This is a genomic window from Acinetobacter sp. CFCC 10889, assembly GCF_003268395.1.
GTDB lineage: Bacteria > Pseudomonadota > Gammaproteobacteria > Pseudomonadales > Moraxellaceae > Acinetobacter.
The window spans coordinates 31,995-46,944 of the sequence record NZ_LQXQ01000239.1 but is presented as its reverse complement, the minus strand read 5'-3'; the positions used below and the strand labels follow the sequence as shown (position 1 = coordinate 46,944).

At 36.4% G+C, this 14,950-nt stretch carries 13 protein-coding genes; 10 read left to right on the top strand and 3 right to left on the bottom strand.

All coding sequences use genetic code 11. From position 1 onward, the window contains the following. Nucleotides 1–237 precede the first annotated feature (237 nt). The 3 genes from pncB (at nt 238) to asd (ending at nt 3,254) form a co-directional block, all read left to right on the top strand. Nucleotides 238–1,449: a nicotinate phosphoribosyltransferase gene (gene pncB / locus AVJ19_RS21955; RefSeq protein ID WP_111861533.1), complete on the top strand. Its 1,212-nt coding sequence runs from the start codon at nt 238–240 to the stop codon at nt 1,447–1,449. 108 nt (nt 1,450–1,557) lie between these two features. Further along, nucleotides 1,558–2,406, top strand: coding sequence for a sulfurtransferase (locus AVJ19_RS21950; protein ID WP_111861532.1), 849 nt, complete (start codon nt 1,558–1,560; stop codon nt 2,404–2,406). Then, on the top strand, nt 2,403–3,254 hold the full coding sequence (gene asd / locus AVJ19_RS21945; protein ID WP_111861531.1) for an archaetidylserine decarboxylase: 852 nt from the start codon (nt 2,403–2,405) through the stop codon (nt 3,252–3,254). Before AVJ19_RS21950 ends, asd begins: the two co-directional genes overlap by 4 nt. A gap of 84 nt (nt 3,255–3,338) precedes the next feature. Here the strand turns inward: asd and phoR are convergent, their stop codons facing one another. From phoR to AVJ19_RS21930, 3 genes are all read right to left on the bottom strand, one after another. Further along, nucleotides 3,339–4,697 carry a phosphate regulon sensor histidine kinase PhoR gene (gene phoR, locus AVJ19_RS21940; protein ID WP_111861530.1) on the bottom strand — a complete coding sequence of 453 codons (1,359 nt, stop codon included), beginning with the start codon at nt 4,695–4,697 and terminating at the stop codon, nt 3,339–3,341. A 20-nt stretch (nt 4,698–4,717) separates the two neighbouring features. Beyond that, nucleotides 4,718–5,428: a phosphate regulon transcriptional regulator PhoB gene (gene phoB / locus AVJ19_RS21935; protein ID WP_111861529.1), complete on the bottom strand. Its 711-nt coding sequence runs from the start codon at nt 5,426–5,428 to the stop codon at nt 4,718–4,720. A 223-nt stretch (nt 5,429–5,651) separates the two neighbouring features. Further along, complete coding sequence (locus AVJ19_RS21930; protein WP_228203435.1) at nt 5,652–6,329, bottom strand: TetR/AcrR family transcriptional regulator; 678 nt, start codon at nt 6,327–6,329, stop codon at nt 5,652–5,654. Between the two features lie 232 nt (nt 6,330–6,561). On the opposite strand from AVJ19_RS21930, the gene AVJ19_RS21925 reads away from it, so the two are divergent. The 7 genes from AVJ19_RS21925 (at nt 6,562) to AVJ19_RS21895 (ending at nt 14,928) form a co-directional block, all read left to right on the top strand. Next, a complete protein-coding gene (locus tag AVJ19_RS21925) occupies nt 6,562–7,407 on the top strand; it encodes an SDR family NAD(P)-dependent oxidoreductase (protein WP_111861528.1) in 846 nt (281 codons plus the stop codon). A gap of 209 nt (nt 7,408–7,616) precedes the next feature. Then, the gene (locus AVJ19_RS21920; RefSeq protein ID WP_162626716.1) at nt 7,617–9,914 is read left to right on the top strand and encodes a YncE family protein; all 2,298 of its coding nucleotides are present in this window, start codon (nt 7,617–7,619) and stop codon (nt 9,912–9,914) included. Between the two features lie 278 nt (nt 9,915–10,192). Then, entirely contained in the window at nt 10,193–11,137 is a 945-nt protein-coding gene (locus AVJ19_RS21915; protein WP_111861526.1) for a TauD/TfdA dioxygenase family protein, read from the top strand. A gap of 118 nt (nt 11,138–11,255) precedes the next feature. Beyond that, nucleotides 11,256–11,960, top strand: a complete 705-nt coding sequence (locus AVJ19_RS21910) for a Crp/Fnr family transcriptional regulator (protein WP_228203433.1) — start codon at nt 11,256–11,258, stop codon at nt 11,958–11,960. A gap of 109 nt (nt 11,961–12,069) precedes the next feature. Next, nucleotides 12,070–12,285 (top strand): TOBE domain-containing protein, encoded by a 216-nt coding sequence (locus AVJ19_RS21905; protein ID WP_111861524.1) that lies wholly within the window; start codon nt 12,070–12,072, stop codon nt 12,283–12,285. A gap of 13 nt (nt 12,286–12,298) precedes the next feature. After that, nucleotides 12,299–13,828, top strand: coding sequence for a hypothetical protein (locus AVJ19_RS21900; protein WP_111861523.1), 1,530 nt, complete (start codon nt 12,299–12,301; stop codon nt 13,826–13,828). 32 nt (nt 13,829–13,860) lie between these two features. Next, a complete protein-coding gene (locus tag AVJ19_RS21895) occupies nt 13,861–14,928 on the top strand; it encodes an ABC transporter substrate-binding protein (RefSeq protein ID WP_111861522.1) in 1,068 nt (355 codons plus the stop codon). Nucleotides 14,929–14,950: the final 22 nt, after the last annotated feature.

The following is a 14,950-nucleotide window of genomic DNA, read 5'->3' as shown; positions in this document are numbered from 1 at the left end:
TACATTTATATCGCATTCAATGTTAATTAAAAATTCACTAAATATCAATAAAGAATAATTTTAAATTATTAAATAATATTTGATTATAATTTTATGTTAATACTTAATTTGTTTTATTGAGTGCAAAAATGGATAGTCGTCAGATTTTTGTTAAAAAACAGCAGATAATCTATTTTTTGATTTGCAAGATTGGATTATGTTTTTATAGTGAGTAAATACAGATTAATTGGATCGAATATGCAACCCATCATTCAGTCACTGCTTGATACGGATTTGTACAAATTTACAATGTTGCAAGTGGTACTTCATAAATTTCCACAAACACATAGCGTATATCATTTCCGTTGTCGAAATTTGCAAGATACTGTATATCCATTGACGGATATTTTAGATGATTTGAATGAACAGCTTGATTATCTTTGTCAGCTGAGTTTTAAAGAAGATGAATTACAATATTTACGTAGTTTACGTTTTATAAAAAGTGACTTTGTTGATTATTTAGAATTATTCCAACTGAAACGTCGTTTTATTAAAGCGGGTATTGATCAAGAAGGTCGTTTGGACATTTGGGTTGAAGGTCCAATGGTTCAAGCGATGATGTTTGAAATTTTTGTACTTGCGATTGTTAATGAATTGTACTTTCTACGCATTCGTTCCGATGAGGTGTTGCTCGAAGGTGAGCGTCGCTTACAAGCTAAAGTTGCTTTGATGCAAAAATATGAAACAGAAATGCAGCCTAATGAACCACCATTTTTAGTGTCAGACTTTGGGACTCGTCGTCGTTATAGCCTAGATTGGCAGCGCCATGTGATAGAAACTTTTCATAATGCAGTGCCAAATGTATTTCGTGGTACGAGTAATGTTTTGATTGCCAAAGAGCTTAATATTTTCCCAATCGGAACCATGGCGCACGAATTTCTTCAAGCCTTTCAAGCGTTAGATGTGCGTTTACGTGATTTCCAAAAATCAGCACTCGAAACATGGGTGCAAGAGTATCGTGGAGATTTAGGCATTGCATTGACAGATGTTGTTGGAATGGATGCGTTTTTACGAGATTTTGACTTATATTTTGCTAAGCTATTTGATGGCTTGCGCCATGACAGTGGTGATCCATTTGCGTGGGGTGATAAAGCATATCAGCACTATCGTAAACTGAAAATTGACACTAAAACTAAAATGTTGACTTTTAGTGATGGTCTGGACTTGGAACGTGCTTGGGCACTTTATCAGTATTTTAAAGACCGTTTCCAAGTGAGTTTTGGTATTGGTACGAACTTGACCAATGATATGGGGCAAACACCACTGAATATTGTGTTGAAATTGGTGGAATGTAATGGTCAATCAGTGGCTAAAATCTCTGACAGCCCAGGTAAAACCATGACTGATAATGATACTTTTCTGGCTTATTTGCGCCAAGTTTTTGAAATTCAAGAACCTCATGCAGAGTAGAAAATCTATAGCTGATTTTTTGCTATAGAAAAGCAGAAAATCAGCAAAACTGTAAAAAAGACTATGCTAAGATCATGACAATAAACCTGTTAAAATTCAAAAAATCTTATGACTGCCTCTCCTTTTAATTTTGATTTATTGATTGAAGCTGAACAACTTGTCCCTTATTTAGGACATGAACAACTACGTATAGTTGATTTGAGTCGTAGTTCAGTTTACGCACAGTTGCATATTCCACATGCTTTACATTTAAAGCCGAATCTTTTGGTGCATCAAGAAGAACATGCTTCAGGTTTATTGCCTGATGAACAAGGTTTGGCAGCATTAATTGAATATTTAAATATCTCTGCTCAACATCATGTGGTGGTTTATGATGATGAAGGCGGAGCATGGGCAGGGCGTTTGATTTGGAATTTGCATTGCTTGGGCTTTGAGAATGTGAGCTTACTCAATGGCGGTATTCATGCATGGTTGGGTGCAGGCTTACCGACTTCATCTGAGGTAGAGGAATATCCAAAAGTCACAGAGTTACTCAAAGTTGATTTACAACATGTTGAAAAATATCGTATTCAATATGATGAGTTATTAGAAAAAGTACAACATAATGCGATACAAGTTTGGGATTGTCGTACCACAGAAGAATATACAGGACAACGTTTAGCTGCGAGACGTGGTGGTCATATTCCAAATGCACGACATTTTGAGTGGAGTACTGCAATTAATCGTCAAAATCATTTAAAATTGCACCCTTTAGAACGCACGCAACAACGTTTAGAACAATTGGGCTTTCATTTAGATCAACCTGTGGTGGTGTATTGTCAATCACATCATCGTTCAGGTTTGGCATATATCTTAGGTCGATTACTCGGTTGGCACATTCAAGCTTATGATGGTGCGTGGAGCGAATGGGGCAACCGCCTCGACAGTCCTATTATTAGTGGAGAATCACCTTCGTGAGTCTAACCTCAAATTTAAAAAAACAACTTTTTATTCGTGCTCAAAATTTAGTACCACAGCAACAACTCAGCCGTGTGGTGGGTAAACTTGCTGCGAGTGAAAATCCATTGCTTAAAAATGTCGTGATTCAAGCATTTAAAGCACAATATGGCATTGATATGTCGATTGCGCAGCAAACCGATGCATTAAAATATAAATCATTTAATGAATTTTTTACCCGTGCATTAAAAGATGGTGTACGTGAAATTGATGCAGATGCAAGTAGTATTGTATCGCCTGCGGATGGTGCAATTTCACAATTGGGTCAAGTCAAAGCTGGCGATGTTTTCCAAGCCAAAGGGCAAAGTTTTTCTGTTGAAAAATTGATTGGTGATCCGCAACTTGCTGCACCATTTAAAGATGGTGAATTTGCAACAGTGTATTTATCACCACGTGATTATCATCGTGTACACATGCCATTTGCAGGAACATTAACTGAAACGTTATATATTCCAGGTGAGTTATTTTCTGTCAATCAAACTACTGCGGAAAATGTACCGGGCTTATTTGCACGTAATGAACGTATGGTGTGCTTGTTTGATACCGAACTTGGTCGTATGGCAGTAGTTTTAGTCGGTGCAATGATTGTGGCAGGCATCGAAACAGTGGCAACAGGTAAAGTGAAGCCATCAGGTCGCTTAGAGCTAAATCATCATGAGCTTAAACTTGAAAAAGGCGATGAGTTGGGGCGTTTTTACTTAGGCTCAACAGCAATTGTTTTATTTGAGCAAGATAAAATGAAGTGGGATGCACAATTTAAAGCAAACTCTGTTGTGGTCATGGGTGAAGCTTTAGGACATACACTATAAGTCATACAACACGATATGCTTTATTAAGGATGAAGAATGACTTATTCTTCATCTTTATGTCATTCTAAAATTAAAAAACAAAAATCATTCAGGTTTATATAAGCGCTCTTTCGGGAATACAACTCTAAATGTAGAGCCTTGATTTTCAATAGAATCAATTTCTAAATATGCATTATGTTGCATCAGTACATGTTTCACAATCGCTAAACCTAAGCCTGTTCCACCAGTTTGGCGGCTCCGTGCGCTGTCTACACGATAAAAACGTTCAGTTAAACGTGGTAAATGTTTTGGGTCGATGCCAATGCCTGTATCTTGCACTGTAAAATAACCATGAAAACTATCATCATGCCAACCGATGGTAATCGTTCCACCTTTGGGGGTGTATTTGATTGCATTGGTAATCAAGTTACTAAAAGCACTGGCAAGTTCTGTATCTGAGCCGATGAGATCACAATGACTGTCGATGTCCAAGTTCAGCGTATGTCCATAATCAACATTATAGGCTTGCGCATCATCAAATAATTGATTCATTAGACTTGGCATTTCAATGATTTGATTTTTAGCAATTTGTTTATTGCCCTCAAGACGTGACAAGAGCAATAAATCATTGACTAAGGCATTCATGCGGCGTGTTTGTGAATGCATTTGATCAAAAGCACGTTTCCAGCGAGGGTTTAAATCTTCTTGGTCAGTAAAAGTTTCGATATAGCCACTTAAAACAGTGAGTGGGGTGCGTAATTCATGTGAAATATTATCCACAAAATCTTTACGCATTTGTTCTAAGTTATGGATACGAGTGACATCATAGGCAACCAATAGGCGACTTTCACTACCAAAACGGGTCAGTTTAACCTGCACATAATGTTCATCATAAACTGTTGATTTTATTTTGATACCATCAGGGGATTGGTCAATATTATTAAAATATTCAATAAAACTTGGTTGACGTAGAATGGTCAAAAGATTACGACCACGATCTAACATTTGGATACCAAGTAGTTTTTCAGCAGCAGGATTCCACCATTCGATTTGATGCAATTCATCAGTTAAAACCACCGCCTCTGCCAATGCGATCAGAGAGGATTGTGCTCGGTCGATTAAGCCCACCATTTCGGCTTGAACTACACGTTCTTGGCGTTGTGCACGATACACATTAAATAAAAGAGCGCCCCATATCCCACTTAAATTGGGTGGCACATCATATGGACGATTAGAGATCCATTCATTTACCAAATACAAAGAGCGCAGTTGGAAAATAAAAAAAGTCGCAAATGCGAGTGAAATACAAACCCAAAAATACCCGATCCCAAAACCGACAAAACATGCAATGACTAAAAGAAATGCCAATAGACGTAAATCTTGTTTGGCAAATGCCCACAAACTGCTATAACGAAATTTTTTATGGTCTCGTGCTAAATCGGGGACGGGGTAGGGTTCATACATAAAACAAAATTGACCTAAAATTAGCCTAAAGCAACATCAGCACGTGTAGAAAAACGATAACCTGTACCACGAACAGTTTGTACATAACGGTCTGCGCCATATGGTTCTAACACTTTACGTAAACGACGGATATGTACATCAATGGTACGGTCTTCAATATAGACATTACCGCCCCAGACTTGATCAAGCAGTTGTGCACGTGTGTAAGCACGTTCAGGATGAGTCATAAAGAATGCCAATAAACGGTATTCTGTTGGTCCCATTTCTAAAATGCTGTCACCAAAGCTGACACGTTGGCTGACTGGATCAAGAATTAAACCATTGGCATCAATGGTTTTTTCACCACTTAAGGCATTGGCACGGCGCAGTACTGCTTTAATACGAGAAACCAGTTCACGGGTTGAGAATGGTTTGGTCATATAGTCATCAGCACCAGCATCTAAGCCTTGTACTTTATGGTCTTCTTCACCACGTGCAGTCAGCATAATCACTGGGATTTCAGCCAAATTTTCATCACGTTTTAAGCGGCGACACAAGTCTACACCACTAACACCACCTGGCATCATCCAATCTAATAGGATGAGCGATGGACGTTGATCAACGATCATTTGATGGGCTTGTTTGGCATCTTCAGCTTGTAAGCATTGGAAACCTGCCATATCTAATGAAGTATGGATCATCTCTCGAATCGGAAGTTCGTCATCGACGATTAAAATATAGTCATCTTTCACAACGCAATATCCTATGTATGAACGGTGTACCGTTTTATTATTTATGACAGGCTTATTACAAAGATTAATTATGACAATATCATTGCAAAAAAAAGATATTGGCTATTTTTTGCAAAATTTTGTGACAAAATGAATGAAGTTGTATGAAGAATCAATGAAATAACGATGACATTTATTTTTCATAAAAACATAAAAAATCATCGTTCATGACATTAAAGTATATTTAAGCGCTTTGTTTTTCAGAAAAAGATTCTAATAATGAAAAAAATACGGCTTCACATGCAAAGACGACTTCATCAACAGAAAGCTTAAATCCGCCCATGACCCAGCGTACAGCGATTTGGGTGACATAGCCATTTAAACCTGTGGATACGAGTGAAATTTCTTGTTCGCTATAATTGATTCTTGGCATCATGAGCATGACAAAAGCATGAATCATGCGGTCAAAGCGTCCCATCGTTTCTTGAATCGTTGCATGATTATGCAGCTCTTGTACCAACATCGCATCAACATAAATGATGCGTGCCATACGTGGATCAGCTTTGAGTACAGAAAATAATGCCAATAAGCCAGAATGAATCATTTTTTTAGGATCAGGTGAGGCTTGCATGACACCTTGCATAACCGTTTGTTGTAATTGGTCAATCAGTTGTAAAAATATAGTTTGGAACAGTTCTTCACTTTTTTTAAAAGATTCATAGAAATAGCGTTCAGTCAGCTTTGCTTCATTACAAACATCTTTCACTGTAACTGAAAAAAAACCGTGTGTGCCATAAGTTTCAATTCCTGCTTCTATGAGTTTCTCACGGCGTGCTAACTTTCGTTCAGACAGGGACATGCCTTTAAATTGTCGTTCTTTTACCAATTTCTTAGATGTATTTTCTTCTTGAGTATGTTGCATCGTCTCATTTAATACGTGTGTAGTCATATGAATTTGTGCCAAATTAATTGTGCAAATTGCAATATTTGATCAATAAAATCAGTTGATATTTATGTCATGCTCCCGAGCAATCCATCCATAACGAAAAGCTTAACATATTATATTGACAATAGTCATTGTCAAAATTATAGTGTAGCTGTGAGTGTATGTATAGAAAACGTACATACAGAAAGAATTCAAACAAGGAAACTCAATGAAAAATTTTAAAAATAAAGTCGCTGCAATTACAGGTGCAGGCTCAGGTATGGGACAACAACTGGCTGTTTTATTAGCAAAAGCAGGTTGTCATTTGTCAATCAGTGATGTCAATGAAAAGGGTTTGGCTGAAACTGTTGAATTGGTAAAAGCATATAATGTGCGTGTAACCTCGAAAAAAGTAAATGTTGCACAACAACAAGAAGTGAAAGCTTGGGCAGAAGAAACTGTGCAAAATCATGGTTCTGTAAATATGATTTTCAATAATGCTGGTGTAGCACTTGGTGCAACAGTTGAGGGTGAAAGTTATGAAGAACTTGAATGGATCGTGGGTATTAACTTCTGGGGCGTAGTTTACGGCACTAAAGAATTCTTACCGTATATTAAAAAAACAGGTGATGGTCACATCATTAATACCTCAAGTATTTTTGGTTTAACTGCACAGCCAACACAGTCTGGTTATAACGCAACGAAGTTTGCGGTACGTGGTTTTACTGAGTCATTGCGCCAAGAGTTGGATATTGAAAAGTGTGGTGTAAGCGCACTATGTGTACATCCAGGGGGTATTCGTACCAACATCGCAAACGATGCACGTATGAATGACAGCTTAAAATCATTGGGTATGAATCCTGATAAATCAGCAAAAGCATTTAACAAACTCTTGCGTAAACCTGCTGTAGAAGCAGCACAAGAAATTTTGGATGCAGTACTTGCAGATAAACGCCGTTTATTGATTGGTGGTGATGCAGTGATTGTCGATTTGGCACAACGTTTATTGCCAACAGGCTATCAAAGATTGGCTACAGGCTTAACCAAGCTGACCAAGCGTTTTGAACCTAAATAATTGATTTAGATATCAAGAGAACCGTCATTTATGGCGGTTTTTTTATGTCTGAAAATTTCTAAATAAAGTGCCTTAAATTCACTAAATAAGGATAAAACTTGGCGAAAAATGAATTTTATGTAAAATAACTTGTGTATAAAAAAGACGTTTTGAACGAATGATAAATATCATCCTTGTAAGTGATGTGTGATAACAATTGGAAAATGATGATGAAAAATAGCGTTTTAGCTTTAAGCCTTGCTTTATTATTACCTTTGAGTTCTAACAGTTTTGCCCAAGATGTTGAAAATACAGATGCTAGTGCCGCAGTACCAAGTGCTGAAAATATGGATACTCAGGATGAGACAACAGAAGATCATGAAGAATCTCAACAAGATCATTATGAGCAGTCTTTAGCTAAAATGCGTCCAACCATTTTACGTTTATATCCAGATTATGTACAACAAGATGCAGAAGATCGTTTATTTCATGAGTATTTAGAAAATTATTATGATCGCCTTAGGGAAGTTCCCCGCTTTGAGAAAGCACAGCAGCAAATGCAAGTCTATGTTGAAGATCATCAAGCACTCGATTTAAGAGAATTATCACCCAAGAAATCAAAATTAGATGCTTTGTTATATCAAGAATTATCAGATATTTATACACGTGTTGATGGTATTCAACAGCAGATTCAATTTTATTTAAAGTTTAACCAAGCCATTTTACAGCAAGTAGATTTTGACCAACCCTTACCTGCATTAAGCCAAAAAAATCACACACAATATCGCAGTGAACTTGAAAAAATGCAGGAGATTTATAAAAAACAAGTTCAGCAATTGGCAAGTTTAGTGACAGAAATTGATCAATATCAGAAAACTTTGGAAACATTCCAAAATATTGATTCAAAAAAAGTTTATAAGCAGCATATAGAAAACATTACCCAATTGAATACCTTTGCTTTACAAACAGGGCATTTTTTAAATGCACAAATCAAAGCCTATGATGCTTTTTATATGGCAACACGCTTCTATAGTACCTACCAAGCCAAAGACAATCCGCAGTGGGCAGAAAAGTTTAAAAACTATTTGAATTCCACTGAGAATCAAAAAAGAACACAGGTCTTGATTGCCGCATTTCCCAATGTAAAAATTGATTCATCACAAAGCTTATCAACACAATTAGAAGCTTTAGAATCAAAAGTTTATCCATGTCGTGAGCTATGGCAAGGGCAAGCACCTGATGAATACATGCTAGAGCGTGCCGAACAAAACCAACAACAATTTATTGCCAGCTGTCAGCAAACCAAGTCGGATATACAGCAGTTTATGCAACAGCATGTAACGCTTGAAGCATTACCTTATCAAGCAGGCACATTGCCGAATCTAGACTTTTTGGGTGATCTACGGGTGTATGGTGATGATATTTATTATACGCATTCTGAGAAAAATGCACTTTATCGTTTTGATACGAAGACTTTAAAAGAACAACTGATTTATCAATATCCTTTACAGCATGAACGAGATGGTTGTGACCACAATATGTGTCGTGGTGTTGGCGCTGCGGATGTCGCAATCAGCAAAGATGGTAAGACTGCTTATGTGGCTTCATTAGACTACAACCAAGTGTTTGCAATCAATTTGTCTAATAATCAAGTGATTGAAAAATATAAAGTTGAGCGTTATCCACGTAAACTGCTATTGGATGAAAGTGGTGAAAATTTATTTGTTTATAATGGTGTCGCAAACAGCATTTCAAAAATTACGCTTAAAACAGGACAGATTGAAAACAAAGCTTTGCCTGATGCTTATCAAGGACATTTTTGCCGAGAAATTGATTTAACATTTAGTCCCATTTCTGGAAATATTAAAATTTTAGGTGATTGGCCTGATGATCCGTATATCTATATGAATACCCAAGATATGAGCTTCTATCACAGTACTTTTGAAGTGCCATATCCTGTTATTTATCGTAATGGGCAATACCGTTATATTGTAAAAACTAAAGATAGATCAGGTGAAAATTTCTCAATTTACGATACACGTTTAAATCGTTTGACTGAACAATTTGAGCTATATATTGATGAAGATGAGCATACATATTACACACGTAATCAACGTGAGTTACACAGCATGGATTATTTGGACAATTTAGGTGCATTCTTTGTTGAAATCACTGAAAGTCATCCTTATGCAGCGATAGATTACAAGCAATCTAAATTACAAGAAGATGAGCAAGATTTAGATACACGATATCAATATCTCATGCATTTTATTGATACAACGGGAGCATTTAATGGTACTCGACGATCTTTTCAATTGGCTGCTGCACCTTTTAAAGTGCTTGCATTGAGTAATGAAAGAATTCTCGTATTAAATGGAGCTGTACTTTACGATGGTTTCATCTCTACAAAAAACTTTGTAATTTATGATTTAAAGAGTGCTGAAGCGAAAAAAATTCTTGCAAGGAATGCACAGAAGCTACAAGCACAAACCGCTTTGGATATGAAAGATTTAATTAAAGAAAACTAATTTTTTATTGTTGGTATTTGTATTTAATATTTTGAATTTATAGCTTTTTATTTATTTGATTATTGCATTGAACGGTGTGGAATATGAAATAAATAGCGGCTATTTTTCGTTGAATAGTTATATATTTTTAAAGGCTAAAGCATTTTAAATTTCTTTCTTATCTGAAATATAGAATAAAAATGTCACTTATTTGACAGATTAGAATAAAGACTTTTGGCAAGATCAAGTCATAGACAGTTTTGTTCTTATTTAATGATAAAAATTTTGAGGAAATAACAATGAGCCATCGCTATCAACATATTCAAGTTAAGCCGATCACAGGTCGGATTGGTGCAGAAATTTCAGGTGTGACATTGTCTGGGCAGCTTGATGATCAAGTCATTGCTGAAATTAACCAAGCTTTGCTGCAATACAAAGCCATTTTCTTTAAAGCACAACATCATTTGGATGATGCTGAACAAGAAGCTTTTGCCGCACGTTTAGGAACACCACTTAACCATCCAACTGTGCCAATCAAAAATGGTTCTAAACATATTTTAGAGTTAGATTCAGCACATGGGGCACGTGCAGACAGTTGGCATACGGATATTACATTTTTGGATGCTTATCCTAAAGCATCTATTTTACGTAGTGTTATTGCTCCAGAAGCGGGTGGCGACACAGCTTGGGCAAATACAACCTCTGCTTATGCCTCATTACCAGAACCGTTAAAAGCTTTGGCTGATACGCTTCGTGCGATCCATAGCAATGATTATGATTATGCCAATGGTGAGCTTACGGTAAATAAAGAAGCATTGGCAAAGTATAAAAACTTCTTCAAATCTACAGAATATGAAACGGAACATCCTTTGGTGCGCATACATCCTGAAACAGGCGAAAAAACCTTAGTTTTGGGGCATTTTTTCAAACGTTTTGTGGGTTTTAATAGTAAAGATTCACGTAAATTGTTTGATTTATTTCAAAGTTATGTGGTGAAACAGGAAAATATTGTGCGTTGGCGCTGGAGTGTCGGTGATGTGGCAATTTGGGACAATCGAGCAACACAACATCGTGCGATCAATGATTATGGTGATCAGCATCGTGTCGTACGCCGTGTGACTTTAGCTGGTGATGTTCCTGTGGGTGTCGATGGTCGTTTGAGTCAAACCATTCATAAAGAAGAAAAATTTGATATTCAGGACTATCGTCAAAGTGAAACAGGTACTTATGAAAAAGTTTCATAAGCACATAGAAAATTTAAAATAACTTTGCATAAAATAAGCGTTAAACAGCAGAATAAATCATTAGCTCAATTTTTATTCTCCATCTAATATAAACTAAAAATATTAGATGGATATTTTTATGCAATATTATGACTTAAATTCTGTTTCTAATTTTGATGTTTTAAAAAATATTTTTAAGAGTTTATCTGGAGATCGGATTAAATATATTTTAGATTATGCTTATATTAGAAAATATCAAAAAAATGAATTAATTTTAAATAAAGAAAATTGTTCAGAAGCACTTTATATTCTATTGGATGGTATTATTCATATCGGATATTTAAGTGCATCTGGGCGTTTTCATGCATTTCATTATTTTTCAGAAAAAAATCTGATGAATGCTTTGCCATGTTTGAAAGGGCATATTATAGATTATGATTATTATGCATTTAATCAAGTACGTGTTTTGGTCATTCCTAAGTCTATTTTTTTAGAAGAATTAAATAATAACAATAGTTTAAATCAAGATGTGTTCGATATTGTTGCGCTTAGAATGCACCATCTCATTGCTGAAATTAAATTTTTGCATGTGGCTAATTTACATCAAAAAGTGTGTAAAACTTTGCTTAATTTGGCATTGCAATATGGTCTGCATCATCCTTTAGGCACAGAAATTTATTTAAAAATATCCCAGCATGATTTGGCTGATCTACTCTCTACATCCAGACAAACGATCAATAAGGAAATTAAAAACTTGGTTAGTATGAATATTATTGAGTGGCAATATGAAAATATTATTATTAAGGATCTGCAATATTTAAAATGTAAAGTTAATGATATTTAGATATTAAATTATTTATTTTAAAAAATGTGATATTTAAATCTATTTATATTATTTTTGAATATTATAAAAATATTACATATTAATTTCTAAATAGCTTTAGGAATTAATTATGACGATTCAATCAATCAATGTTAGAAATCAACTGAAAGGCACAATTCAAGAAATTATCAAAGGCGATGTGGTTTCTGAAGTTGATGTAGTGACTGCATCAGGTATTTTCACTTCAGTCATTACCACACGTTCTGTGGAACAACTCGATTTACAGGTCGGAAGCCAAGTGATTGTGCTGATTAAGTCGACTGATGTATCACTTGCAAAGCTGTAGGTGTATACGTTTGATGAAGCAAAATTTTAAATATGTTCTCGCAACAGTCAGCCTTTTAAGTGCAAGTATTTCCTTAAGCCATGCTGATAGCGATGTTCAGCAGTTACAGCAACAAGTGGCACAACTCGAAAGTTCATTACAGCAGTTAAAGAGTGAAATTAACCGTTTAAAAAACCAATCGGCTGCGCAGAATTCTCAAGAAAATCTGATCGTTGCAACGACAGGTGCACCAAGTACAGATAATGCAGCAGAGAATTTTGATGCAAATGTGGATGGAAATATTGATGAAAATGCAGATCAGCGTTATGTCACGCAGGCTGAGTTTCAGGGGATGCAAAGTGATTTGGAAAATTATAAATACCAAATCCAACGTGAACGAGACACCAAGACCGCATTGTCGACTCGTCAACTGTTGATCAACGGTGTGGTGCAAGCCAAAGCTGCCTATGTGGATGAATCACAACGTAGTTTGCCAAATGGAAAAAATACCACAACAGCGGTGAATGATCGCCATTCATCCTTTGATCTTGGTGCAGTCCAAGTGGGTTTTAGTGGCAATTTGTACAAGGATTATAACGAGGGGAAAAACTTAGATTTTAATTTACGTTTTGGTACTTCACCGCAATCAGGCACAAATAACAGTTATTTAAATTTGTTAGATGCGCAGTTGATTTATAACGTGTTGCCAACCATGAGCTTAGATACAGGGCGTTTGAGTGTCACTTTGGGACAGCAACTTTTACCTTTTGGGCAAGAAGTTCAAGCCACCGAAGATTTAAAACCAACCATTAATAATGCACTGTTTAGTTTACCCGGTTATGGCTACGGTTTGGCATTACGTGAAGTGGGTTTAATTGTACGGGGTGATGCATTTCCCACTGTGGATTATGGCTATAACTACCGTTCACCGATGTTGAGCTATGCCTTTGGTTTGGTGAATGGCAATGGTGCAAATAAGTCGGATGACAACGATGATAAGAACTTTGTTGGGCGTTTGCGCTATACCTTACCTGCGGAATACAACTCATGGTTACGTGAACTCAGCTTTGGTGTTTCTTGGTATCAGGGCAAAAGTAATTTATTTGATTTGAGTGGCACTGAAGCGAGCTTTGCAGGCAAAGGCGATGTGCTGCGTAAAGGTTTCGATATTTATTACAACCATCATCCTTTTGGTGTGACCTATGAATATGTGCAAGGCGAAGATGACACTTTTATCAATGCTACAGGTGGTGTTTATAACCGTAAAAGTGAAGCGCATACAGGTACATTATTTTGGAATTTCGGCGAGCAATTTGTTAAAGGCTTCCGTAGTCAAGGGCGCTATGACGACTGGTGGCCAAAGTCTTATCAAAGCTTTTACCGATTTGACAGCATCGACAGAGATACCCGTTTAGATCATCAAAAAATAGATATTCATAGCGTTGGTTTAAATGCTTTCTTTGCTGAAACCACCAAATTTCAGCTCAATTTTAACCACGTAGACAATCAAATTATCAACCAAAAATATAACGAACTGGTTGCACAGTTCCAATATGGCTTTTAATACGAATTTTAAAATTTAAAGAGGAATATACAATGTCAGCATGGTCAAAAATACTTGTAGGTAGTGTACTTACAACAACGACTTTATTTTCAAGTGTGCAGATTTTTGCAGCAGAAGCAAAGCCAACCGTAATTCGCCTGTCAACGCCTTATGTCGGTACAGGCAATCGACCTGTGGGCTATAGTAATTATTATGCAACCACACAAACCTTAGGTTTGATTGAAAAAGAATTTCAAAAAGATGGCATTAAGGTTCAGTGGAATAATTTTAAAGGCGCAGGTCCTGCGATCAATGAATCTTTTGCCAATGGTTTGGTTGATATTACATGGATTGGTGATTTACCTGCATTGATTGGTAAATCGAGTCGGTTAGATACACGTTTGGTTGCAATTGCAGGTACCAATGACAATGCGTACTTAGCAGTGCCGCAAGGTTCAAGTGCAAAATCTTTTGCTGATCTGAAAGGTAAACGTATTGGTTTCTTTAAAGGTACCAATGTCCATTTATCTTTTATCAATACCATTAAGCGTCAAGGTTTATCTGAAAAAGATTTTCGTATTGTGAATACGGATGGTGCAGTCGGCTATTCGGCTTTGGCAAGTGGTGATTTGGATGCGATTTGGAGTAACCAAACGCTATTTCCAGTGGTCGATCGTGGAATTGCTAAAATTATTTATAGCACCAAACAAGAACCAACACAGAACCAACTTTCGGGTTATGTATTGGTGAATTCCAAATTTGAACAGAAATATCCTGAAACTGTACAACGAGTTGTCAATGTGTTGGTGAAACAAGCAGCTTGGGAAAGTAATCCTACCAATAAAACTGAGTTATTTAAACTATGGTCAAAATCAGGCTTGCCTTATGCCAACTTCGTCAAAGCCAATACAGGTGTAGATTTAAAGCGTCACAGTGCACCAATTTTTGATGCCTACAATATCAATCTGATTAAGCAAAAGCTGAAAGCAGGGCAAGATTTAAAATTGATTCGAGGCAATGTTGATGTTGATCAATGGATCGAACCTAAATATGTCAATAATGCATTAAAAACTTTGAATTTACAGACATTTTGGACACCTTTAAATGCCAATGGAAAATAAGCCAAGGGGGTTAATTGGAGAT